Annotated in this window: 20 protein-coding genes and 2 pseudogenes; 7 read left to right on the top strand and 15 right to left on the bottom strand. The window is 71.4% G+C overall.

Annotated features, from left to right (window positions below):
* The first annotated feature begins 59 nt into the window (after positions 1–59).
* Positions 60–3,488, top strand: a complete 3,429-nt coding sequence (locus AQJ64_RS07090; protein ID WP_059202487.1) for an AfsR/SARP family transcriptional regulator — start codon at positions 60–62, stop codon at positions 3,486–3,488.
* A 40-nt stretch (positions 3,489–3,528) separates the two neighbouring features.
* Here the strand turns inward: AQJ64_RS07090 and AQJ64_RS07085 are convergent, their stop codons facing one another.
* From AQJ64_RS07085 to panB, 3 genes are all read right to left on the bottom strand, one after another.
* Positions 3,529–4,338 (bottom strand): ABC transporter permease, encoded by an 810-nt coding sequence (locus AQJ64_RS07085; RefSeq protein ID WP_055634040.1) that lies wholly within the window; start codon positions 4,336–4,338, stop codon positions 3,529–3,531.
* Positions 4,335–5,360: an ATP-binding cassette domain-containing protein gene (locus AQJ64_RS07080; protein WP_055634039.1), complete on the bottom strand. Its 1,026-nt coding sequence runs from the start codon at positions 5,358–5,360 to the stop codon at positions 4,335–4,337. Before AQJ64_RS07080 ends, AQJ64_RS07085 begins: the two co-directional genes overlap by 4 nt.
* A gap of 143 nt (positions 5,361–5,503) precedes the next feature.
* The gene (gene panB, locus AQJ64_RS07075) at positions 5,504–6,370 is read right to left on the bottom strand and encodes a 3-methyl-2-oxobutanoate hydroxymethyltransferase (RefSeq protein ID WP_055634038.1); all 867 of its coding nucleotides are present in this window, start codon (positions 6,368–6,370) and stop codon (positions 5,504–5,506) included.
* A gap of 205 nt (positions 6,371–6,575) precedes the next feature.
* Here panB and AQJ64_RS07070 point away from each other — a divergent pair, with 205 nt between their 5' ends.
* From AQJ64_RS07070 to AQJ64_RS07055, 4 genes are all read left to right on the top strand, one after another.
* Positions 6,576–8,168, top strand: coding sequence for an MFS transporter (locus tag AQJ64_RS07070; RefSeq protein WP_055634037.1), 1,593 nt, complete (start codon positions 6,576–6,578; stop codon positions 8,166–8,168).
* Positions 8,169–8,241: 73 nt separating this feature from the next.
* Entirely contained in the window at positions 8,242–8,862 is a 621-nt protein-coding gene (locus AQJ64_RS07065; protein ID WP_055634036.1) for a TetR/AcrR family transcriptional regulator, read from the top strand.
* A 193-nt stretch (positions 8,863–9,055) separates the two neighbouring features.
* Positions 9,056–10,102 (top strand): endonuclease/exonuclease/phosphatase family protein, encoded by a 1,047-nt coding sequence (locus AQJ64_RS07060; protein ID WP_055634035.1) that lies wholly within the window; start codon positions 9,056–9,058, stop codon positions 10,100–10,102.
* An 87-nt stretch (positions 10,103–10,189) separates the two neighbouring features.
* Positions 10,190–11,410, top strand: a complete 1,221-nt coding sequence (locus AQJ64_RS07055) for an MFS transporter (RefSeq protein WP_055634034.1) — start codon at positions 10,190–10,192, stop codon at positions 11,408–11,410.
* Between the two features lie 44 nt (positions 11,411–11,454).
* On the opposite strand, the gene AQJ64_RS07050 is transcribed toward AQJ64_RS07055, so the two are convergent.
* The 11 genes and pseudogenes from AQJ64_RS07050 to AQJ64_RS07000 form a co-directional block, all read right to left on the bottom strand.
* Positions 11,455–11,766, bottom strand: a complete 312-nt coding sequence (locus AQJ64_RS07050; protein WP_338059977.1) for a hypothetical protein — start codon at positions 11,764–11,766, stop codon at positions 11,455–11,457.
* A 273-nt stretch (positions 11,767–12,039) separates the two neighbouring features.
* Positions 12,040–12,681, bottom strand: a complete 642-nt coding sequence (locus tag AQJ64_RS07045; RefSeq protein WP_055634032.1) for an HAD family hydrolase — start codon at positions 12,679–12,681, stop codon at positions 12,040–12,042.
* A 16-nt stretch (positions 12,682–12,697) separates the two neighbouring features.
* Positions 12,698–13,237: an AAA family ATPase gene (locus tag AQJ64_RS07040; protein ID WP_055634031.1), complete on the bottom strand. Its 540-nt coding sequence runs from the start codon at positions 13,235–13,237 to the stop codon at positions 12,698–12,700.
* A gap of 56 nt (positions 13,238–13,293) precedes the next feature.
* On the bottom strand, positions 13,294–15,333 hold the full coding sequence (locus AQJ64_RS07035; protein ID WP_206189694.1) for an NAD(+) synthase: 2,040 nt from the start codon (positions 15,331–15,333) through the stop codon (positions 13,294–13,296).
* A gap of 108 nt (positions 15,334–15,441) precedes the next feature.
* Positions 15,442–15,936 (bottom strand): hypothetical protein, encoded by a 495-nt coding sequence (locus tag AQJ64_RS07030; RefSeq protein WP_055634029.1) that lies wholly within the window; start codon positions 15,934–15,936, stop codon positions 15,442–15,444.
* A 115-nt stretch (positions 15,937–16,051) separates the two neighbouring features.
* Entirely contained in the window at positions 16,052–16,666 is a 615-nt protein-coding gene (locus AQJ64_RS07025) for a hypothetical protein (protein ID WP_055634028.1), read from the bottom strand.
* A gap of 77 nt (positions 16,667–16,743) precedes the next feature.
* A pseudogene (locus tag AQJ64_RS52220) lies at positions 16,744–16,845 on the bottom strand (ATP-binding cassette domain-containing protein); the annotation flags it as partial.
* A gap of 197 nt (positions 16,846–17,042) precedes the next feature.
* Complete coding sequence (locus AQJ64_RS07015; RefSeq protein WP_055634026.1) at positions 17,043–17,684, bottom strand: hypothetical protein; 642 nt, start codon at positions 17,682–17,684, stop codon at positions 17,043–17,045.
* 538 nt (positions 17,685–18,222) lie between these two features.
* The gene (locus AQJ64_RS07010) at positions 18,223–20,160 is read right to left on the bottom strand and encodes a S53 family peptidase (RefSeq protein ID WP_055634025.1); all 1,938 of its coding nucleotides are present in this window, start codon (positions 20,158–20,160) and stop codon (positions 18,223–18,225) included.
* 172 nt (positions 20,161–20,332) lie between these two features.
* Entirely contained in the window at positions 20,333–20,956 is a 624-nt protein-coding gene (locus AQJ64_RS07005; protein WP_055634024.1) for a DUF305 domain-containing protein, read from the bottom strand.
* Entirely contained in the window at positions 20,953–21,624 is a 672-nt protein-coding gene (locus AQJ64_RS07000; protein WP_055634023.1) for a thioredoxin-like domain-containing protein, read from the bottom strand. Before AQJ64_RS07000 ends, AQJ64_RS07005 begins: the two co-directional genes overlap by 4 nt.
* A gap of 161 nt (positions 21,625–21,785) precedes the next feature.
* Here AQJ64_RS07000 and AQJ64_RS06995 point away from each other — a divergent pair, with 161 nt between their 5' ends.
* Together AQJ64_RS06995 and AQJ64_RS06990 are read left to right on the top strand one after the other, a co-directional pair.
* Positions 21,786–22,256 carry an RrF2 family transcriptional regulator gene (locus AQJ64_RS06995; RefSeq protein WP_055634022.1) on the top strand — a complete coding sequence of 157 codons (471 nt, stop codon included), beginning with the start codon at positions 21,786–21,788 and terminating at the stop codon, positions 22,254–22,256.
* Positions 22,257–22,374: 118 nt separating this feature from the next.
* Positions 22,375–22,590: pseudogene (locus AQJ64_RS06990) on the top strand (helix-turn-helix domain-containing protein); the annotation flags it as partial.
* Positions 22,591–22,629: 39 nt separating this feature from the next.
* Here AQJ64_RS06990 and AQJ64_RS06985 read toward each other — a convergent pair.
* Positions 22,630–23,817, bottom strand: a complete 1,188-nt coding sequence (locus AQJ64_RS06985) for a globin domain-containing protein (protein ID WP_055634020.1) — start codon at positions 23,815–23,817, stop codon at positions 22,630–22,632.
* Positions 23,818–23,957 lie beyond the last annotated feature (140 nt).

Below are 23,957 nucleotides of genomic sequence, written 5' to 3'. Positions count from 1 at the left end.
GCCTCTGGGCCGCGCCATCCCCCGTAACTCCGTGACCGACCCCGTTCCCGCCGGAGACAATGAACCCCGTGCGCTATCGCATTCTCGGCACCACCCAGGCACTCCGCCCCGACGGCACCCCTGTCGCCGTGGGCGGGGCGCGGCTGCGTGCGCTCCTGACCGTGCTGGCGTTGCGGGCCGGGCGGAGCGTGCCCACGGGGCTGCTCGTGGAGGAGGTGTGGGCCGGGGATCCGCCCGCCGACGGCCACGCCGCACTCCAGGCACTGGTCGGGCGGCTGCGCCGGGCCCTGGGCGCGGACGAGATCGCCTCCGCCGAGGGCGGCTACCGGCTCAGCGCCACCGCCGACACCGTCGACCTGCACCGTTTCGAACGGCTCACCTCCGACGGCGTCCACGCCCTCACCGACGGCGACCCCGCCAAGGCGGCCGTCCTCCTCGACGACGCCCTCGCGCTGTGGCAGGACCCGCCCCTCGCCGACCTGCCCGACCGCACCACGGAGGCCGCCCGCCTCCAGGCCCGCCGGCTGGACGCGGTACGCGCCCGCCACACCGCCGCGCTCGCCCTCGGCCACGCCGAACGGTCGCTGCCCGAACTCACCGCCCTGTGCGACGCCCACCCCCTGGACGAGCCGCTCCAGGCCCTGCGCTTGCGCGCCCTGCGCGACGCCGGCCGCCCCGCCCAGGCCCTGGCCGCCTACGACGGCGTACGCCGCCTCCTCACCGACCGCCTCGGCTCCGACCCGGGCCCCGAACTCCAGTCCCTGCACGCGGAACTCCTCAACCCACCGGCCCCGGCCCCCCGTCCGCCGTCCGCCCCGCACCCGGGCGACGGCGCCACCCCGGCCGCCCGGCCCCCGCACCCGGCCGGCCCGCCCGCCCCGGACGGCTCCCGTCCGACCCCGATCCAGCCGCCCGCCGACTCGTCCCTGACGGCCAGTCCCACCCCCGCCTCCCCGCCCGGCCTCACCCCACCACCCCCCGGCAACCTCCGCGCCCGCCTCACCTCCTTCGTGGGCCGGGAGGGGGAGATCGGCGCCATCCGGGGGGACCTCGTGGCGGCGCGGCTCGTCACCCTGCTCGGGCCCGGCGGGGCGGGCAAGACACGGCTGTCGCAGGAGGCCGCCGAGGGCGTGCGGGACATCGCGCGCGACGGCGTGTGGCTGGCGGAGCTCGCCCCCGTCGCCGACCCGGACGCCGTACCGCAGGCCGTGCTGACCGCCGTCGGCGCACGGGAGACCGTGATGTACGGCGCCGGCGCCGAGGAGATGCGCGCGGTGGCCGAGCGCACCGACGACCCCGTGGAGCGGCTGGTCGAGCACTGCGCCCGCCGCCGCATGCTGATCGTCCTCGACAACTGCGAGCACGTCGTCGAGGCCGCCGCCCGTCTCGTCGAGGAACTCCTCGTCCGCTGCCCCGGTGTGACCGTCCTCGCCACCAGCCGTGAACCCCTCGGTGTCCCGGGCGAGTTGCTGCGCCCGGTCGAGCCGCTGCCGGAGCCCGTCGCGCTGCGGCTGTTCGCCGACCGGGGCGCGGCCGCCCGCCCCGGGTTCCGGATCGGGGACGACCCCGAGGCCTGCGCCGAGATCTGCCGCCGGCTCGACGGCCTGCCCCTCGCGATCGAACTCGCCGCCGCCCGGCTGCGCATGCTGACCCCGCGCCGGATAGCCGACCGCCTCGACGACCGCTTCCGGCTGCTCACCTCGGGCAGCCGTACCGTCCTGCCCCGCCAGCAGACCCTGCGCGCGGTCGTGGACTGGTCCTGGGACCTGCTGGACCAGGAGGAGCGCGAGGTCCTGGCCCGGCTGTCGGTGTTCGCCCGCGGCTGCGACCTGGCCGCCGTCGAGGCGGTGTGCGGGTCCGCCGCGCACGACGCGCTCTCCTCCCTCGCCTCCCTCGTCGACAAGTCCCTCGTGGTCGCCGCCCCGGCCCCGGACGGCGAGATGCGCTACCGGCTGCTGGAGACCGTCGCCGAGTACGCCGCCGAACGGCTCGACGAGACCGGCGGGCGGGCCGACGCCGAGCGGGCGCATCTGACGTACTACCGCGAACTCGCCCGCACCACCGAGCCCGCGCTGCGCGGCCCGCGCCAGCGGCAGGCCGTCGCGCTCTTCCAGCTCGAGTACGAGAACCTGCGCACCGCGCTGCGCCGCGCCGTCGCCGCCCGTGACGAGCAGGAGGCCCTCAGCCTCTCCCTCTCCCTCGCCTGGTACTGGCAGATGCGGGACCTGCGGATCGAGGCCCGCACCTGGTGCGCCGCGGTCATGGAACTCGGCCCCGACCCCTTCACCGAGCCCGTCCGTCCCGCCGCCCCCGTCCTCAGGCCCGTCATCGAGACCCCGCCACCGCTGTCCGGCGAACTCCTCGCGGAGGCCCGGCGCGGGGTCCACCTCGCCCATCTCGCCTGCATGGACACCGAGCTGGACGCCTGGAACACCCCGGAGGCCCAGCGCAAGCTGCGGATCGTCAGCGCGACCTACGCCCCCGGCCTGCCGCAGACCTGCCGCCCGCCGGGCCTGCTCTGGTTCTACGCCGTGATGATGACCGGTGACATGGAGCGCATCCGCGTCATCCTCGACGCCAACGTCGAGACCTGCCGCACCACCCCCGGCTACGAGTGGGAGCTCGCCACCACGCTGCAACTGCGCGCCAACCTCCTCGCCAACCGTGCCGAATGGGCCGGCACCGCGGGCCGGGACGCCGACGAGGCCCTGGACGTCTTCCGCCGGCTGGGCGACGCCTGGGGCGCGGCCGAGGCACTGTCGGCGCGCGCCGAGGCCCGCGAGCGGACGGGCGACTACCGGGGCGCCGCGGCCGACTACGAGGAGGCCCGCCTCCAGGCCGAACGGCTCGACGCCCGCCACCAGTCGGCGGTCCTCGGCGCCCGGCTGGGCAGCGTGCTGATCGAGGCCGGTGAGGAGGAGCGCGGCGAGCGCCTGCTGCGCGAGGTCGTCGAAGCCACGGCCGACGGCCACAACGAGGCCATGCCCGCCGCCCGCCTCTTCCTCGCCTCGTACCTCGGGCTGACCGGCCGCCACACCGAGGCCCGCGAACAGCTCCGGCTGCTGCGCGAGACGTTCGGCCTCGCGCACTTCGTCGTCTTCGACGCCTTCATCCTGGGCACGGAGGCCTGGGTGGACGTCGTGGACGGCCGCTACGAGCCGGCCCTGGTCTCCGTCCGCAAGGCCATGAAGCACGCGTCCGACCAGCTGTCCATGAACATCGCCCCGCACATGCGCAGCCTCTACCTCGCCATCGCGGCCTACGCCCTGGCCGGGGCCGAGGACGGCGGTCGCGCCGCGGACGCCGCCCGCTGCCTCGGCAGCGCCGCGGCCCTGCTGCCCCCGTCCCATGTCCCCGTCCGCGTCGAGCGCGAGACCGTCGCCCGGGCCACCGGCGCCGCCCGGGCCGTACTCGGTGACACCGCGTTCGAGGCCGCGTACGCCGAGGGCGGCGCCCTCTCCTACGAGGAGGCCGCCGCCCTGGTGTGAGGGCCCGGCAGGGCCCGGCTCCGCAACGGAAGCCCCCGTCTCAGTTCTTGGTGCGGAACTTGTGGATGGCGACCGGCGCCATCACCGCCGTCAGCCCCACCGACCAGGCCAGCGTCACCCACAGGCCGTGTGCGACCGGACCGCCCACCATCAGGCCGCGGGCCGCGTCGGCGAGCGAGGACAGCGGGTTGTACTCGGTGAAGTTCTGGAGCCATCCGGGCATCGAGGCGGTCGGCGCGAAGATCGACGAGCCGAACTGGAGCGGCATCAGCACCAGGAAGCCCATCGCCTGCACCGACTGGGCGCTCTTCATCACCACACCGAGGGTGAGGAACACCCACATCAGCGCCGACCCGAACACCGTGGCCAGCCCCACGGCCGCGAACAGACCGGGCCAGTGGGTGATGTCGAAGCCCACCAGGACGGCCACGACCATGAGGATCACACAGGCGACCAGCATGCGCATCAGCTCGACCACGATCTTGGCGAAGAGCACCGAGCCCCGGCCGATGGGCAGCGAGCGGAAGCGGTCCATGACCCCGGAGTTGAAGTCCGTGTTGAAGCCGGTGCCCACGCCCTGCGCCATGTTCATCCCCATCATGGCCAGCAGACCGGGGACGACGTACTGGACGTAGGCCTCCTGCCCGCCGCCCAGCGACTGCCCGATGGATCCGCCGAAGACGTACACGAACAGCAGGGTGAAGATCACCGGGAACAGGATGGCGTCGAACATCGACTCCGGGTCCTGCCGGATCCACAGCAGATTGCGGCGGATGAGCGCCCCGGTGTGCCGCAGATGGCTGCGCAGGGGTATGCGCGTGTCGGCTGCGCTGATGGTGGCGGCGCTCATACGGCGACCTCCTCGCGGTCGTCGGCGGGCACGGTGTCCTGCGGGGCACTGGCGCGGTGGCCGGTGAGGGACAGGAACACCTCGTCCAGGCTGGGCAGTTCGGTGGTGAGGGAGGAGAGGGTGACGCCGCGCGCGGTGACCGCGCCGACGACGGCGGTGAGCTGCTCGTCGCTGAGCACCGGCACCAGCAGCGAGCCGCGTTCGGTGTCCGCGACGGTGGTGGCCAGGCCGGTGATGCCGAGCTCGTCGATCCAGCCGGCCAGCGGGCGCAGCTGGAGCGGATCGGCGGGCCGGATCCGCAGGGTGCGTCCGCCGACCTTCGCCTTCAGTTCCTCGATCTCGCCGCCCGCGATGACCCGGCCGCGGTCGACCACGGTCAGCTCGGAGGCCAGCTGCTCGGCCTCCTCCATGTACTGGGTGGTCAGCACCACGGTCACCCCGTCCCCGACCATCGTCTTGACCTCGTCCCACACCTCGTTGCGGGTGCGCGGGTCGAGCCCGGTGGTCGGTTCGTCCAGGAAGAGCACGGTGGGCCGGCCGATCATGGACGCGGCGAGGTCCAGCCGCCGCCGCATACCGCCGGAGTACGTCGCCGCCGGCCGCCTGGCGGCCTCGGTCAGGGAGAACCGCTCCAGCAGTTCGTCGGCCCGGGCCCGGGATTCCTTGCGGGACAGGTCGAGCAGCCGCCCGATCATGTACAGGTTCTCCCAGCCGGGGAGCTTCTCGTCCACGGAGGCGTACTGCCCCGTGAGGCCGATGACCCGGCGCAGCTGCCGGGGCTGCCGTACGACGTCGTAGCCGGCGACGGTCGCCTGCCCCGCGTCGGCGGCGAGCAGTGTGCACAGGATCCGCACCAGGGTGGTCTTGCCGGCGCCGTTCGGCCCCAGCACCCCCATCACGGTGCCCTCCCGCACATCCAGGTCCACCCCGTCCAGCGCCTTGGTCTCGCCGTAGTGCTTGACCAGCCCCCGGACGGTCACGGCGCTTCGGGCGCCACCGGGGTTCGTGTCGATTCGCGTCATGCCAGGAACGGTCCCAGCCCCCACCGACAAACCACCGACAGCCCGCCTACAGGCGTTCCCCGGCGCCGACGTCCCGCCGACAGGAAACGGCACCGCCCGCCGACGGGGGAAGATCGGCGGGCGGTGCGTGGTGCGGCACTGGCTCAGTGGACGCTGTGCTCCTCCAGCGGGAACGTCCCGCCGACGACGTCCTCGGCGAACGCCTTCGCGGCGTTGCCCATCACCTCACGCAGGTTCGCGTACTGCTTGACGAACTTCGGCACCCGGCCGCCGGTCAGCCCGAGCATGTCGGTCCACACCAGCACCTGCGCGTCGCACTCCGGGCCGGCGCCGATGCCCACGGTCGGGATGTGCAGCACGCGCGTGACCTCGGCGGCCAGCTCGGCCGGCACCAGCTCCAGGACCACCGCGAACGCGCCCGCGTCCTGGACGGCCTTCGCGTCCCGCAGCAGCTGCTGGGCCGCCTCCTCGCCGCGGCCCTGCACGCGGTAGCCCATCGCGTTCACGGACTGCGGGGTCAGCCCGATGTGGGCCATGACCGGGATCCCGGACTCCACGAGCAGCTCGATCTGCCGGTGCGAGCGCTCGCCGCCCTCCAGCTTCACGGCCCCGACCCCGGCCTCCTTGACCAGCCGGGTCGCGCTGCGCAGCGCCTGGACCGGGCCCTCCTGGTACGAGCCGAAGGGCAGGTCGCCGACGATCAGGGCGCGCCGGGTGCCCCGGACGACCGCCGCCGACAGCATGGTCATCTCGTCGAGGGTGACGGGGACGGTGGTCTCGTACCCCAGGTGACAGTTGCCCGCCGAGTCGCCGACGAGCATCACGGGGATCCCGGCCTCGTCGAACACCGACGCGGTCATCGCGTCGTAGGCGGTCAGCATGGGCCACTTCTCGCCGCGCTCCTTGGCGAGCGCGAGGTCGCGGACGGTGATACGGCGTGTGCCCTTGCCCCCGTACAGCGTCCTGCTGCCGTCGGAGGGGTTTGTCTGGGCAGCCGAGAACTGCGTCATTGCAACGGCTCCTTACGTCATCTCGAGGCGCCCTCACGGCGTCCCCGGACCACCCCCATGGTGGCACCTCGTGCCAGGCAGGGCCAGACCGCCCCGTGTGGCCAAGAACTCGTGAGCGAGGCCGCGAGTAAAGGCTGGGTAAGAGAATCGCGTGTCGATCAGATACGAGACGGTCTCGTATCGAAAAGGCTCTACGCTCGACGGCATGACTACTCCTGCCGTCCCCACCGCGCCCCGGATACCGGAACAGGTGCACCGGCGCCGTTGGGCGATCCTCGGCGTGCTGATGCTGAGCCTGCTGATCGTGGTGCTGGACAACTCGATCCTGAACGTCGCGATCAAGACCATCTCCACCCCGGCTCCGACCGGGCTCGGCGCCACGCAGAGCGAGCTGGAGTGGGCCATAAACGCCTACACCCTGGTCTTCGCGGGTCTGCTGTTCACCGCCGGTCTCCTCGGTGACCGCATCGGCCGCAAGAAGGTCCTGCTCGGCGGGCTCGCCGTGTTCGGCCTCGGCTCCGCGCTCGCCGCCGAGTCCGGCTCGCCGGCCCAGCTCATCGCCTTCCGCGCGCTGATGGCCGTCGGGGCCGCCTTCGTGATGCCGGCCACCCTCGCCGTCCTCATGAACGTCTTCGAGCGGGACGAGCAGCCCAAGGCGATCGGCATCTGGGCCGGCGGTGTGGGCCTCGCCATCGCGATAGGGCCGATCACCGGAGGCCTCCTCCTCGACCACTTCTGGTGGGGCTCGGTCTTCCTCATCAACGTGCCGATCGTGATCCTCGCGTTCGCCCTGATGCTCTGGCTGGTGCCGGACTCCCGCGACCCCGCCCCGGGCCGCATCGACCCCGTGGGCGTCGTCCTGTCCGTCGTCGGGCTGGTGCTGCTCGTCTACGGCATCATCAAGGGCGGCGAGCTGGCCGACTTCACCGACGTCACCGTCCTGTCGACGATCGGCGCCGGTCTCGCCGTACTCGCCGCGTTCGTCGTGTTCGAGGCGCGCAGCGACCACCCGTCGATAGACGTCACCTACTTCAAGAACAAGGTGTTCTCGGCCGCCATGGCCGTCATCACCCTGGTGTTCTTCGCCCTGATGGGCGTGACCTTCTTCTCGGTCTTCTACACCCAGAGCGTGCGCGGCTACTCACCGCTGCAGTCCGGTCTGCTCCTGCTGCCGCTGGCCGCCGCCCAGCTGATCTTCGCGCCGCGCGCCCGGCTGGTCGTCGACCGCATCGGGGTCCGGGCCACCACCACGGCCGCCATGCTCGTGCTCACCGCGACCCTGGCCGCGTTCGCCACCCTGGACGCCGACACCCCGATCTGGCTGCTGGAGGTCGTCTTCTTCTGCATGGGCACCGGCATGGCCCATGTGATGACGCCGACCAGCGTCGTCATCATGCAGGCCCTGCCCCGCGAGAAGGCCGGCTCCGCCTCCGCCCTCAGCAACACCTTCCGCCAGCTCGGCGGCGCCCTCGGCATCGCCGTCCTCGGCTCGGTGCTCTCCTCCTCGTACCGCACCGGCATCGAGGACAAGCTCGGCGCGCTGCCCGCCGGGCTGCGCGAGACGGCGGGCGAGTCCATCGAGGCCACGCTGGGCGTCGCCGCGAAGCTCGGCGCCCGCGGCAAGGGCCTGGTCGGGCCGGCCGACGACGCCTTCCTGCACGCCATGCACATCACCGCGCTGTGCGGTGCCGTGGTGGCGCTGGCCGGGGCGATCGTGGTGGCGCTCTTCCTGCCGGCGAAGCCGAAGGCGCCTCAGCAGGGCGCCCCGGAGGAGGAGTTGGTGCGCACGGAGTCCTAGAACCGTCGTGAGGGGAGAGGCCGTGGGTGAGAATTTCCCCGGAAGTCCCCAGGAGGATGAGAGGAAGACGGACGTGAGCTTCGTCGGCAGTGGCACCGCTCCGGACCAGCCCGTCAGGGGCCGGCCCCGCAGCGAGGCCGTGGAACGGGCCATTCTCGAGGGGACGATGAAGCTCCTGGAGGACGGCGTGCCCCTCGCCGAGATCTCCATAGAGCGCATCGCCCGCACGGCGGGTGTCGGCAAGGCCACCATCTACCGGCGCTGGAGCGGCAAGGAGGAACTCTTCGTCGACGTCCTGCGCACCGCCGAACCCCAGGACCCCGAGCAGCTCCCGGGCACCTCCATGCGGGACGACCTCATCGTCCTGCTGGAGTCCCTGCGCCAACGGGGCCTCGCCAACCGCTCCTCGGCGATCCTGCACAATGTGCACGCCCAGATGAAGAGCAGCCCGAAGATCTGGGCGGCCTACCACAACTCGGTCATACTTCCCCGGCGCAGGGCGGGCGTCGAAGTCCTGCGCCGCGGCCAGCAGAACGGCGAACTCCGCGCCGACCTGGATGTGGAACTGGTGAACGACATCATCGTCGGCCCGATGCTGGTCCGCGCCGTCCTGCGCCCCGAGGCCGACCTCCCCGAGGACCTGGCGGAACGGATCGTCGACACCCTGCTCGCCGGACTGCGCCCCGTCAACTGACGCGCCGGCCGTCGCAATGTGCGCGTTCCGTCACAGAGCGGTACGCGTACCGCGGCTCCGGAACCCCCGGCGCGGCCCCGTTCGTCCTCGTGCCAGTACGGCCGTCGAGGGACGGCAGGATCGAAGCCGATCATCCCCTAGGGTCTATGCCCGGGGGAGAGACGGTGTGCACGGCAGGCAGTGAGGCGACGGTATGGCGCAGCAGGCGTACATGACGGAGACGGACGACAACGGCGGCTCGGGACCCGAGCGCCGGGGAGACCGGCTCCGGCGCCTGATCGGACGTCTGGCCTCGGGCTGGCGCGGTGACCCGCGCATCTGGCGCCGCGGCCTGGTGGTCGCCGCGCTGGCGCTGCTGCTCTCCCTGGTGATGCTGCTGCACTCGCGCATCCCCAACCGCTTCGGCAACCTCGGCAGCCTCACGGAGACGTTCCTGCCGTGGCTCGGGCTGTTCATCCCGGTGTTCGTGCTCCTCGCCCTGGTCCGCAGGTCGGCGAGCGCACTGATCGCGCTGGTCCTCCCGGCCGTCGTCTGGCTGAACCTCTTCGGCGGGCTCCTCAGCGACAAGACCGGCGGCGGCGACCTCACCGTCGCCACGCACAACGTCAACGCCGACAACCCCGACCCGTCCGGCACCGCCCGCGACGTCGCCGCCTCCGGCGCGGACGTGGTGGCGCTGGAGGAGCTGACCGCCTCGGCGGTGCCGGTGTACGAGAAGGCGATGGCGGCGACGTACAAGTACCACTCGGTGCAGGGCACGGTCGGCCTGTGGAGCAAGTACCCGCTGAGCGCCGTCAAGCCCGTCGACATCAAGCTGGGCTGGACGCGCGCGATGCGGGCGACCGCGGCGACCCCGCAGGGCAAGGTCGCCTTCTACGTCGCCCACCTCCCCTCGGTCCGGGTCAAGCTCCAGGCCGGTTTCACCGCCCGTCAGCGCGACAAGAGCGCGGACGCGCTGGGTGAGGCGATCGCCGACGAGCCGCTCGGCCGGGTGATCCTCCTCGGCGACCTCAACGGCACCATGAACGACCGCTCGCTGAACGCCGTGACCTCCCAGATGCGGTCCACGCAGGGCGCGGCCGGCGACGGCTTCGGGTTCAGCTGGCCGGCGTCGTTCCCGATGGCGCGGATCGACCAGATCCTGGTGCGGGGTGTGGAGCCGGTGACGTCCTGGACGCTCCCGCAGACGGGCAGCGACCATCTGCCGATCGCGGCACGCGTGAAGTTGACCGGCTCGTAACCCGCCGGAATACCGGGCCGGGGAGAGTTTGTTCCGTCGTTGAACATACGCTGGGATCCTCCCCGACCGGAAAGGCGACGCCTCCTCATGCCTCTGGCGCTGCTCGCCCTCGCCGTGGGTGCCTTCGGCATCGGCACCACGGAATTCGTGATGATGGGCCTGCTGCCCGACGTGGCGGCCGACCTGCACATCTCGCTCCCCACCGCCGGCCACCTCGTCTCCGCCTACGCCCTCGGCGTCGTCATCGGCGCGCCCCTGCTCGCCGCCGTGACGGCCCGGATGCGCCGCCGCACCCTGCTGATGTCCCTGATGGCCCTGTTCATCGCGGGCAACACCCTCTCGGCGCTCGCCCCCGGCTACGACTCGCTCCTCGCCGCCCGCTTCCTCAGCGGCCTGCCGCACGGCGCCTTCTTCGGCGTCGGCGCGGTCGTCGCCACCGGTCTGGTCGCGCCGGAGCGCAAGGCGCGCTCGGTGTCGCTGATGTTCCTCGGCCTGACCGTCGCCAACATCGCCGGTGTCCCCGCCGCCACCCTCATGGGCCAGCACCTGGGCTGGCGGGCCACCTTCCTCGGCGTCGGCGTGATCGGCCTGGCGGCCGTGGCCTCCCTCGCGGTCCTGATCCCCCGCGACACGGGCGGGGCCCCCGCCACCGGTCTGCGCGGCGAACTGGCGGCCCTGAAGTCCCTCCCGGTCTGGCTGGCCCTCGGCACGACGGTGGCGGGCTTCGGAGCCCTGTTCTCGGCCTACAGCTACATCACGCCGATGCTGACCGACGCGGCCGGCTACGCCGACGGGAGCGTCACCCTCCTCCTCGCCCTGTTCGGCGTGGGTGCGACGATCGGCAACCTGCTCGGCGGCCGTCTCACGGACCACGCGATGCGCCGCACCCTCTTCGGCGGCCTGGCCTCCCTCGCCGCCGTCCTCGCGCTCTTCCCGCTGCTGATGCGCACCCAGTGGACCGGCGCCCTGGCGGTGGTCCTCCTCGGCATCGCGGCCTTCGTCGCGGGAACTCCCTTGAACCTCATGGTCATGGAGAAGGCTTCCACGGCCCCCTCCCTGGCCTCCTCCGCCAACCAGGCCGCCTTCAACCTCGCCAACGCGGGCGGCGCCTGGATCGGCGGCCTGACCCTGGCAGCGGGCCTCGGCGTCACGTCCCCGGCCCTCGCGGGCGCCGCACTGGCGGTCCTGGGCCTCGGCGTGGCGGGGGTGGCGTACGGGGTGGACCGCCGCCGCGCCTTCGGCCGCGGGCACGAGCGGATCGTGGCGACGCACCTTCCGGCGTCTGCGGAGGCGGCGGTACCCAGCTGACGTCTGCGCTCGGCGACGGAGGGCGCGACGGGGCCGCGGCACAGCTATACAGGCAGGCGCCAGGTGGGGCCTTCGGGGGTTCCGATCCAGACGCGTTGCGTGCCGTCGACGTCCACCGTCATTCCGAAGTCGGACTGCGGGGGCGATCCGGCGTCCTGCCAGGCCGAGAGGGCGTCTTCCACGGCGTTCCACAGGCGCAGCGGGCCGTGCTGGTGAACCTGCCAGCCGTTCTCGACCGGTTCCGTCCAGGCCTGCGAGCCGGTCGCGACGTCCACGAGGATCACCCCCTCGCTCGTCGTCATCAGCTCGGCGGAGGGAGCGGCGAGCTGGGCGACGGGGTGCCCAGCGACACACAAGCGGCAACCGCGAGTTGCTGCTGTGTCATCTTCGGGCGCATGACGCTGCGGTAGTAGGCGATCCGGCTGCCTACCCCGCCTTGGGTGCGTGCGGGCATAAGGGCTCCAGCTCGGTGGATTCACTCCGCACCGTACCCAGTTGGAAACGTTGCGTGTGCGCGAATCACCTCGCTGGAGGCTTGTCATACAGCTTGGGACGGCATCGATCCGGCAATCGACGACCTACGACGACGTAGCAGTGAGAAGCAAATTCATCGGGGCCTTCACCCTGGGTCAGTCTTCAGCGATCGTGACCAGTTGGGAGAGGCTGGCGATCCGCCAGTCCGCCGCCGCCCTGACCTCTGCATCGTCGGCCCACAGGTACCCCCACGGCCCACGTCGAAGGTGCGCCACGCGCAGCCCTGCCGCCTTCGCCGGGAAGACGTCGTTGGCCGGGTGATCTCCCACGTACAGGGTTCTGTCTGCCGGGGCCTGCGCGACTTCCAGGACCCGTGCGAAGAACGCTGGCTGAGGCTTTGCGACTCCCCACTCCCCGGATGTCACGATCAGGTCCGCAGGAAGGGCCAGGCCGCGCAGAAGTTCACCCGCACGCGCGGTCTGATTGCCCGCGATGACGACCCGCACACCACGTTCACGCAGTGCGGGCAGGGCAGGGCGCACATCGTCGTAGAGGTCGCTCTCGTCAAGGTGCTCGCCGCGTCCCGCCGCTTCACGGGCGCGGTATTCGGCGGCCACATCGCAGCCGGGCCGCGCGAGCCGTAGGGCGTCGGCGTTGTCCCGGCCCTGTGCGACGACCGCGCCGACGAGGGCGGACAGGGTGTGACGGGGGATCTCCAGCCAGTCGGCCCAGGAGGCCCAGTAGCGGTCATCACGGGTGATCGTCTCGCCGATGTCCAGCACGATGGTCTCCAGCACCCTCCGAGGGTACGGGTCAGCTATGCCCGGCCCAACCCGTCGAAGTCACCACCTCCCGCGCGATGTCCACGACGGGGCGTCCGTCGGTCGTCACCCACACCGTGCCTGCCGGGGACCGTTGTTCGAGGAGCCGGGCCTTGCGGACGCTGCCTTCCCACTCGTGCTCCAGTTCCGAGCCGAGTTCGCGTCCCGTGAGCCGCTCGCGAGTGGTGGTGTCGGAGGCGGTGAGCAGGACTCGTACGATCTTCACGCCCGCTCCCATGGCGCGCTCGAACATGCCCGTCGCCTCCGGCAGCACGCTCACGGTGTTCGTGTAGATCAGGCGTCGGTACCCACGCCGGGCGAAGTTGGCCCACACCGCGGTCAGATTGCACTCGGTGATCTCCGCGCGGTGCGGGTCCCCCTCGGGAGCCGGATGCACCTGCCCCATGAAGTCACCCTCGATGATCGCGTGGGCGATCTCCGCGGCGCGCAGTTGCGCCGAGACCTCCCATCCCACCGTCGTCTTGCCGACGCCGGCCCGTCCTCCGATGAGCAGTACTTCCGGGCGATCCATGAAGGCAGCCTGTCAGTAGGGACCCGCCGCGCGCGATCCGATAGGTGGGCGAAGGGCTACTCGTCGAACCGCGCCAGATCCCGCAGCCAAGCCCGCGCCGAGCTGTCCGACGGTGCCCGCCAGTCACCCCGTGGCGACAGCGAACCCCCCGCCGACACCTTCGGCCCGTTGGGCATCGCCGAGCGCTTGAACTGGGCGAAGGCGAAGAAGCGGCGGCAGAAGACCTCCAGCCACTGCCGGATCTCGGGCAGGTCGTACGCCACCCGCTTGGCCTCGGGGAAGCCCGGCGGCCAGGCGCCGGACTCCCGGTCGTGCCAGGCGTGCCAGGCCAGGAAGGCGATCTTCGAGGGGCGGAAGCCGTACCGCAGGACGTGGAAGAGCGTGAAGTCGTGCAGCGCGTAGGGGCCGATCTTCGACTCGGTCGACTGCATCTCCTCGCCCGGGACCAGCTCCGGGCTGATCTCGGTGTCGAGGATCGCGGCGAGCGTCCTGCCGGTCTCGTCGCCGAACTGCCCGCTGCTGATGACCCAGCGGATCAGATGCTGCACCAGCGTCTTCGGCACACCCGAGTTGACGTTGTAGTGGCTCATCTGGTCGCCCACGCCGTACGTGGACCAGCCGAGGGCGAGTTCGGAGAGGTCGCCGGTACCGAGCACGATGCCGCCGCGCTGGTTGGCCAGCCGGAAGAGGTAGTCGGTGCGCAGGCCCGCCTGGACGTTCTCGAAGGTGACGTCGTACACCGGCTCGCCGGAGCCGAAGGGGTGGCCCATCTCCCGCAGCATCAGCCGCGCCGTGGGCGTGATGTCCAGCTCGGCCGCGGTGACGCCGAGGGAGTTCATCAGCTTGTGGGCGTTGTCCTTGGTGTGGTCGCTGGTGGCGAAGCCGGGCAGGGTCCAGGCCAGGATGTCGCTGCGCGGACGGCCCGCGCGGTCCATCGCGCGGGCGGCGACGATCAGCGCGTGCGTGGAGTCCAGGCCGCCGGACACCCCGATGACCACCTTCGGGCCGCCGATCGAGGCCAGCCGCTGCTGGAGGCCCTCGACCTGGATGTTGTACGCCTCGAAGCAGTCCAGGGCGAGCCGGTCGGCGTCGGCCGGCACGAACGGGAAGCGCTCCAGACGGCGGCGCAGGCCCAGGTCGGTGAGCGGCGGGTCGAGCACGAAGGAGACCGTCCGGAAGTCGGCGGTCCGTGCCCGGTGCGTACGGCGGTTGTCGTCGAAGGTGCCCATCCGCTGCCGCTCCTGCCGCAGCAGGTCGAGGTCCACGTCGGCCACCGCGTACTCGTCGCCGAGCGGGAAGCGCTCGGTCTCCGCGAGCAGCACGCCGTTCTCGTAGACCATGGCCTGGCCGTCCCAGGACAGGTCGGTCGTCGACTCGCCGAGGCCGGCCGCCGCGTAGACGTACGCGGCCAGGCAGCGCGCGGACGCCGAGCGGCACAGCAGCTTGCGGTCCTCGGCCCGCCCGACCGTGATCGGGCTGCCGGAGAGGTTCACCAGGAGCGTCGCACCGGCCAGCGCCGCCTCCGCGCTCGGCGGCACCGGCACCCACATGTCCTCGCAGATCTCCGCGAACAGCGTGAGACCGGGGACGTCGTCCGCAGCGAACAGCAGGTCCACGCCGAACGGCACGCTCGCGCCGCCGACCCGGATCGAGCCGCCGCGCTCGTCGGCGCCGTCCGCGATCTGCCGGCGCTCGTAGAACTCCCGGTAGTTCGGCGGGTACGACTTCGGCACGACCCCGAGGATCCGGCCGCGGTGCACGATCACCGCGCAGTTGTAGATCCGGTTGCGGTGGCGCAGCGGGGCGCCGACGACCAGCACCGGCAGCAGGTCCGCCGAGCCGGTCACCACGTCCCGGAGGGCCTTCTCGACCTCGTCGAGCAGCGCGTCCTGGAGCAGCAGGTCCTCGATGGAGTAGCCGCACAGGCCCATCTCCGGGAAGACGGCGACCGCGACACCCTCCTCGGCGCACCGGCGCGCGTGGCGCAGCACCGCCTCGGCGTTGGCCGGCGGGTCCGCGATGACCGTGTGGCCCGTACATGCGGCGACGCGTGCGAAGCCGTGCTGATAGATCGACCAGAAGTTCAACGGAGGCACGCGGCTCAGTGTAATCGCTGGTGATCGCTGTAATCGTCAGAGCGACGCGATGGGGTGGCACTCCCGTAGCAGGCCACCCCGTCCTCGTACAGGGTGCTGCCCCGGGCCTCAGGTGCCGCCATCGGCGAGACCGAGGTCCGGGCGGGCGTCCCAGCGTGTGTAACACGTGAGGGCGAGCACCACCAGTGTCATGGTGACGACGACGGCGGTCGGGCTGTCCGGGGGCTGAGCCAGGAGTGCCCACGCGCGCGGTGTGCCGTCGTCCGTGCCGCCCGCCAGCAGGTCCGGCAGTGTCAGGACGAGGATCACCAGCCATGCGGCGCGTCCCCCCACGGCGACCGAGGCGAGCACCGCGACGGCGGCCAGCAGCACCGCATTCCGCAGCATCGTGCCGTGCCAGGAGGGTTCGGCGAGGGGGAGCGTGACCGCTGTGGCCATGGTGGCGAACGCCAGGACGGTTGCGTACCAGCCCGCCCGCGCCCGGTACAGCCGCCGTCGTGGCACCCCCGCTTCCAGCGTCGGCATGGGGTTGTCGAGCAGAAGGCCGACGGCGAGGGCGACGACGGCGGGCGCGTACGGAGCCAGGGGCTGTCGTGCGGCCATGGCGAAAGGGTGGGCACGCTGCAGGGGGTGATCGCGGCGGCCAGGAGGACCGCTGCCCCCGTGCCTGCCAGTGACGGGAGCGGGCAGCGAGCCGCCGCGAAACCGGCCGGGGCCCTCACGGCGTCACCCCCTTGGGATAGTCGGGAACCGACGGGTCGCATGCCCACGCCCGCGCATACGCCTCGCGCACCCAGGTCCGCTGGGCCGTGGTGTCGAGCGCCCTCAACTGCCGTACCGTCTGCGGTGGATAGCGGCCCGGAGCGTCCGTGCCGAACTCCATCAGGAACCAGCCGTACAGCACGGCCTGCCGCTCGACCTGGCCGTTGGTGGGGTGGGCGCATCCCGTCTGCACCGTGGCGGCCATGACGAGCGCTGCCGACGGGACACGGGTCCGGCCGTTCACCGCGTCGACGGAGATGACGCCGTCGCGAGGGTCCGGGATCCTGACGGATTCACCCGCGGCGATGACATAGGTCGTCGGCGGGTCGATTCCCAGCTCCTGGAGTCGCCGGACCACGGGTGCCAGGCTCCTGGCCGCGTGCAGGTACAGAGACTGGAAGCCGTCACCGGCACAGATCGTCAGCCCGTTGTGCTGGCGCGCGCAGTGATCGGCCGCGACCACCGGTCTCCAGTAGGCGCGTCCGGAGGCCGAGGCGGGTACCGCGGCACACACGGCGAGCGCCAGCCCGGCCGCCAGCAGCCCACGGCGGATGACGACGGGCAGGACCACGCGAAATGCTCGACGAAGTCGGCGACGGTGAAGCGAGGAGGGAACCCGAAGGACTGCGGGAGGTAGCCCGTGCCGTGCGCCGGAACATGTACCTCGCCCTGGGCAGGGCGCAGTTCGCCCAGCATGAGCCGGAACAGAGTGGTCTTGCCGGCCCCGTTGACGCCGGCGACGAAGTTCATCCCGGGCGAGAACTGCGCGTCCACGCCCTGGAGCACGAGGCGTGAGCGGTAACTGAAGTGGACTCCGCTGACGGTGACGTCTGGTTGCATGGCCGCCGATCCGCTGGAAAAGTGGGGAGGCGATGCTCGGGGCGGGTGACAGTCGCCCCGAGCATCCTCGGATCAACCGCTCGGTCGACGGAGCGTCGACCGTCGGGTCAGTTGTAGTGCGAACCGCGGATGATCGTGGCCGTGCACTTGTCCTTGTGCCACTTCACGTCGATGCAGCCCTTGAAGGCGCCCCGGCCGCTGTTGTAGCTGGGGTGGACCTCGTCCCACTGGTACCAGTACTGCCAGGTGGTGTTGGCGTTCTCGCGGCCCGTCTCGCTGTTGTCCGTGTGGTACCAGGCCGTCGAGCAGCTGGCGCTCGACATCGAGGTGGGGTAGCAGCTCTGGGTGTTGCCGTACCAGTCGGCCCGGCCGTACACGCCGCGTTCCCGGTCGGGGTCCCCACCCGGTTCCATGAGGTGGACCAGGGCTTCGATGCGGGTGCCGCGGTTCATGTCCTCGACCACGCCGCGGAAGTGACCGCCCCATCGGACGGTGCTGCCGTAGCCGCTGGCCGAGTGATCGGGCCAGCTTCCCCCGGGCATGGTCGCCGCCGCGGCGTCGCGCACGATGCCCGTGGTGTGGTCGGGAGTGTTGGTGAAGATGGAATGGCTGATGGCCGGGGAGTCGGTTTCCTGCTCGGTGAAGTCGGCGTCGAACGTGGCGTCGACGGGATCGGAATCGTCTGCGAAGGCGAGGACGGTGGGGCCGGCCACGAGCGTGACGATGGTCGTGGCCCCCAGAGCGGCCACACGGAGTGATGCGGAAGCGCGCCTCACACCTGTTCCTTTGCTTCGGGAGTTGATCGTTCTCGTCGATCTTCTACTTGTGCATGTCAAATCCACAAGCACCTCACAGGAATTTGATGAAGAGCCGAGGTTGGAGCCAAAGCGTCGGGTAAAAGCAGGAAGTGGCAGCGTAAAAGGCGTCTGGTGAATGCCCTTGTCGTGGGATGCCTGTCGAGAGGGGAAACGAGGGTGGGCTTTGTCGCGTCAATGGCCGGGATCCTGGGGGGCGCAGCTTACGCGCCTCGCACGGAAAATCGGAGTGGTGCATTCCGGGGCGGGCTCCGAGAAACGGGAGGGAGTTCCTGAAGGGCCTTCGACGTATCGGCAATCCGGCAATTCGCCGGGTGCGGAAAGCGATGCCGCGCGTTGTGCGCACTGCGGAAGCACGGAGACGACCGGCCCGGTGTGCGGTCTATGTGGTGCCCCGTTGTTTTCCTGACGGGATGGAAAAGCGTTGTGCCCGCCTCCCGGGGGAGGCGGGCACAGGATGCGTGGAGCGTTTTCAGCGGCGGTACGACTCGACGTAACCGCTCGACGGCGTGCCCACGCCGGTGACGTCGTCGTAACCCTTCACCGCGGTCAGCGAGCTGTCCTTGCCGAGGCTGCGGACGGAGGTCAGCAGGCCGTCGGCGGCGTCGTAGCCGTTGGCGAAGTCGACGCGGGCGACCGCGAGGCCGGAGCCCGTCGGGTCGTCGGTGACGTCGTGGTAGACCCGTGAGCCGTACTTGGAGTAGATCGACGGGTTGGCGAAGCCGATCGCCTTGCCGCCGCGCGCCTCCTGGGCGAGGGCCTGGACGGCCGCGATGACCGGCGCGGCGAGCGAGGTGCCGCCGATGCGGTACTCGCTGTACTGCGCGGACCCGTCCGGGAAGGTCTGCGTCTGGCCGACCTTGAAGCCGGTGTTGGGGTCGGCGATCGCCGAGATGTCGGGGACGACCCGGTTGCCGGCCGCGTTGTTGGCGGTGGCCAGCGCGTTCGGGACGACGCCCTTCTGGTAGTACGGCTCGGCGACGTTCTTGCTGGTGCCGCCGCCCGCGCCCGAGGTGAACGCGCCGGGGAAGTTCGTCCAGCTCTTGCCGTCGTCGGAGAGCAGGGCCTTCTCGGTGCCCCAGCCGGTCTCCCACAGGTACTTGTCGCCCTTGCCGACCGCCAGCGAGGTACCGCCGACCGCCGTCACCCAGGCCGAGTTGGCGGGGGTGTCGACCTGCTTCGTGCCGGTGTTGGCGACCTCGTCGCCGTTGTCGCCGGAGGAGAAGTAGAAGCCGATGCCCTCGACCGCGCCGAACTGGAAGACCTGGTCGTAGGCGGCCGCCAGGTCCGGCGTCTGGTTGGCCTCGATGTCGCCCCAGGAGTTGGAGACGATGTCGGCCAGGTGGTTGTCGACGATCTTGCTGAGCGAGTCGAGCAGGTCGTCGTCGTAGCAGGACGCGGCGCCCACGTACGTGACGTTCGCGGCCGGCGCGACCGCGTGCACGGCCTCGACGTCCAGGGTCTCCTCGCCGTACCAGCCGGCCGCCGAGCACTCCTCGGTCTTCGTGTAGTTCTTCGGCAGGACCTGCGTCAGCTGGCCCGTCTTCCAGGCGGCGTCGCCGTGCTTCTTCGCGTAGGTGGCCGCGTCGAAGGCGATCGTCGGCGAGGCGTACGCGTCGGTGATGGCGATGCGCACGCCCTTGCCGGTGTAGCCGCCCGCGCCGTAGGCGGAGCGCAGCTGCTTGCCGGTGTAGCCCTCGACGGCGTACGGGATCTTCGTGCCGTACGCGTCCGGGAGGGTGCTCGCGACGTTCGAGCCGTAGTACGAGGAGAACGGCCCGGAGTTCTTGAACACCGCGTCCGGCGGCGGGAGCTGGTCCTTGCTGCTCGCCTTGTGCGGCGCGTTGTCCAGGCCGGTGACGGTCAGCACGGCACCGTCGAGGCCCGCGGGCGCGGAGGCCGACTTCGAGGGCGCGCGGTAGGTCTTCGAGCCCTTGGTGTAGTTGTGCAGCTGGGTGCCGAACGCCTTCTCGGCGGCGGCCACGTCACCGCTGACGGAGACGTAGTGCTCCGTGGTGCCGGTGACCTTCAGACCGGCCGCCGTCAGCCAGGCCTTGACCGCGGCCACCTGGGCGGTGGTCGCCCCGAAGCGGGCCGCGGCCTGCTTGGCGGAGAGGTACTTGCCGTAGGCGGGGGAGCGCGGGTCGGACACCGCCTTCGCGTAGGCGGCGAGGCCGTCGGCGTCCCGGCCCGCGAGGTAGACGCGGGCGTTGAGCTGGGCGCTGTTCGAGGTAGAGCCCTTGTCCGCCTTGGCCGTCGCCCACGCGGGCTTGGTCCCGGCCAGCGTGTCACGGGCCGGACCGTCCGCGGCGTGGGCCGCGGGTATGCCGAGCGCGAGAGCGCCGGCGATCATGGGCAGCGTCGCCGCCATGCTCACCCCGGCGCGCAGCGCGGCACGGTTGGATCTCATAGGACCCCCTGTAGGTGGTTCGACGCGAGTGGATCACTCGACGTGACGGCCACTCTTGCGACGAACCCTTCATGCAAGGGGAATGCGAACACCAAGAAGCGCCCAAGTGACCGCTTGCTGGGGTGATTTGACGGACAAGTCCGCGAAGTCGAGGGAAAACCCTATGGGGGACCTACGCTTTCGCCCCGCGCGCCCTCAACATGTCCGCCATCAGCGCGATTTCGGACTGCTGCGCATCGACCATGCCCTGCGCGAGCCGCTTCTCCACCCCGACGGTGCACTTGGCGACACACCCCTCGGCCATGTGGATGCCGCCCTTGTGGTGATCGGTCATCAGCTGGAGGAAGAACACCTCGGCCTGCTTGCCCTTCAGCGTGCCCAGCTTCTCCAGCTCGGTGTCCGTCGCCATGCCGGGCATGAGCGCGCCGTCCTCGCCGTCGGCCATGCCGCCCATCCCCATCCAGGACATGGGCGCGTCGGACGACACCTTCGGCAGCCCCCACAGATCGAGCCAGCCGAGCAGCATCCCGCGCTGGTTGGCCTGCGTCTGGGCGATGTCGTAGGCGAGCCGCCGCACCTCCTCGTCCGTCGTCCGGTCGCGCACGATGTACGCCATCTCGACGGCCTGCTGGTGATGGACGGCCATGTCCCGGGCGAACCCGGCGTCGGCGGAGTCGGCGGCGGGGACCGTGCCGCCGGTCCCCCCGTCGTCCGCGGCCACGGCGTAGGTGATGGCGCCGGCCGCGACGAGCACCGCCGCCGCGGCCGAGGCGATCCAGCCCGCGGACTTCCTCACTTCATCGTCCCGCCCGTGCAGGAGGCGCCCGGCTCGGGCGTCTGCTCGCCCTGGACGAACTCCTCGAAGAACTTGTCGACGGCCGGGTCGTCCGCGCCGGTCACCGTGCGCTGCTTGCCCCAGGCGCTGAGCATGATCGGGTCGGCCTGCTTGTCGTCCGGGCTCATGAACGTGTACGGCGTCTTCTTCACCTTCGCCGCGAGCGCGTCGACGTCGGCCTTCTCCGCCTTGCTGGTGTACGTCACCCAGACCGCGCCGTGCTCCAGCGCGTGCACGGCGTTCATGTTGTTGACGGCCTCGGTGTAGACGTTGCCGTTGCAGTTCAGCCAGACCGGGTCGTGGTCGCCGCCGACCGGGGGCTCCATCGGGTACGTCACGGTCTTGGCGACATGGGTGCGCCCCAGCGTGCCCTTCCAGGTCTTCACACCGTCCGAGCCGGTGACCCAGTGCCCCGAGGCCTTGGAGTCGGAGGCGGTGGTGGAGGAGGAGTCGTCGTCGGACTGCGACCTCACGACGAACACCCCGCCGACGACGAGCGCGGCGACCGCGACCACGCTGCCGGTGATCACGAGGATCCGGTTGCGCCGCTCACGGGCCTGCTGGGCCCGCCGCATCTCTTCTATGCGCGCCTTGCGCGCGGTGCTGCCGGTCTGGTCGGCGGAACCCATGAGGCCTGTCCTTCTGGGGGAAAGGGGCGGGACGGTAGGGGTGTTGCGGGTGGTGTCCAGCGAGTCCACTGATCGTAAGGGGGCGGACGCGGGAAGGCGTAGACACCCGCCCGGCCGCTCCATAATTTGAAGCCGAGATGCGTATTATCTACGCTTCTTCCATGCGGCTGCTGCGATCCACCGACCTGGCCCTGCGGGTGCTGATGCGCCTCGCGGTCGCGGGCGAGAACACCCCGACGACCCGCGAGGTGGCGGCGGCGATGGCGGTCCCCTACACCCACGCGGCCAAGGTCGTGGCCGAACTCCAGCACCTGGGGCTGCTGGAGGCCCGCCGGGGCCGGGGCGGCGGCCTCGCCCTGACCGAGAAGGGCCGTACGGCGTCCGTGGGCGGGGTCGTCCGCACCTTCGAGGGGGACGGCGACGTCGTCGACTGCGAGGGCTCGACCCCCTGCCCCCTGAACTCGGGCTGCCGCCTCCGCGGCGCCCTGCGCCGGGCCCAGGAGGCCTTCTACGCCTCCCTCGACCCGCTCACGGTGTCCGACATCGTGGCGGACCCGACGGGCCCGCTGCTGCTGGGGATCCCGGGATCGGCCGGCCCGGACAGCCCGCAGGGGAGCCCCAGGAGTCCCTAGGTGTTCTGTCTCGGGAGGTTGCGGACGGGTGAGCCAGGTCTCGGCTGAGGGATCTTGACAGGTGAGGGCCTTCCGGTTCGGTGCGGATTGCGACGTCTACACCGACAGAAAGGCCCTCGTGCCCCACCGTAATGCACCCCTGGCCGGGACCGGCCGTCTGCGTCTGGCCCGCTGCGTCGTCGAGGACGGCTGGCCCCTGCGCCGGGCCGCCGAACGCTTCCAGGTCTCGCCGACCACGGCCCAGCGCTGGGCGGACCGCTACCGCAGGCTCGGCGCGGCAGGCATGAGCGACCGCTCGTCCCAACCACCCGCCAGCCGCGTCCCCAACCTCACGGGTCAGTACACCTAAGCCTCCCCTGGGGTGGGACGCCGGTCAGGCGGCCGCCAGCCACAGGTCGGGGCCGAAGACCTCGTAGTGGATGTCGGCGGGGGCGACGCCCTTCCCGATCAGCTGGGCGCGCACCGCCCGCATGAAGGGGAGCGGCCCGCACAGGTACGCGCGCGTGCCCGCCGGGACGGTGACGTCCGTGAGGTCGACCAGGCCCTCGGCGGTCCCCGCCGGGGCCTCGCGCTCGTACCAGAGGTGCACGGAGGCCTCCGGGAGCTTCGCCGCGTACGCCTCGTGGTCGGCGCGCAGGGCGTGGGCCGCGGGGGAGCGGTCGGCGTGGACGACGGTGACCGGGGCGCGGTGGCCGCGCTGCGCCAGGTCCGCCAGCATCGCGACCATCGGGGTCACGCCGATGCCGGCCGAGGCCAGCAGCAGGGGCGTGCCGTCGGCCCCGTCGAGGACCAGGTCGCCGTACGGCTCCGACAGTTCGAGTACGTCCCCCTCGCGCACGCGCGCGTGCAGGTGGTGCGAGACCTCGCCGTCGGGCGTCGTACCGTCGCCGTGCACCCGCTTGACGCTGAACTGGCGGACCGCGTCGTCCGGCGCCCCCGAGAGGCTGTACTGGCGTATCTGCCGGGCGCCGTCGGGGAGCGTGACGCCCACGGAGACGTACTGCCCGGCGCGGAAGGCGCGCACCTCGCCGCCGTCGGCCGGGCGCACCCGGAAGGTCACCACGTCGTCGCTCTCCATGATCCGCTCGACGACCTCCCAGGGCCGCAGCCCCGCCTCCCCGCTCTCCTCGTACAGCCGCTTCTCGACGGCGACGAGCGCGTTCGCCATCAGCCAGTAGACCTCGTCCCAGGCCGCCGCGACCTCGGGCGTGACGGCCTCGCCGAGCACCTCGACGATCGCGGCGAAGAGGTGCTCGTGGACCACCGCGTACTGCTCCGGCTGCACGCCCAGCGAGGCGTGCTTGTGGGCGATCCGGCTCAGCATCGCGTCGGGGCGGCTGCCGGGGTGGTCCAGCAGATGCGTGGCGAACGCGGCGATGGAGCCGGCGAGGGCCTGTCGCTGGGTTCCGGCGGCCTGGTTGCCGCGGTTGAAGAGGTTCCGCAGCAGGTCGGGGTGGGCGGCGAAGAGACGGGCGTAGAAACGCTCGGTGATCTCGCCGATGGCCGCGCCGACGGCGGGGAGGGTGGCGCGGACGGTGGCTGCGGACGGCTCGGACAGCATCGGGGGCTCCTTGGGGCTCGACCGGACGGCTCGGTACCTCGACGCTATTAAAAGTTGCATCTGAGACTCAAATTTAGAGCCCGTGGTCTCCGTCACGTCACCCGGGAGCCGATCCGGCCATTACGGATACGGGTGCGAAC

This window comes from Streptomyces griseoruber (assembly GCF_001514205.1).
GTDB lineage: Bacteria > Actinomycetota > Actinomycetes > Streptomycetales > Streptomycetaceae > Streptomyces > Streptomyces griseoruber.
The sequence above is the reverse complement of the archived record's forward strand: the minus strand, read 5'-3'. Positions and strand labels throughout refer to the sequence as shown.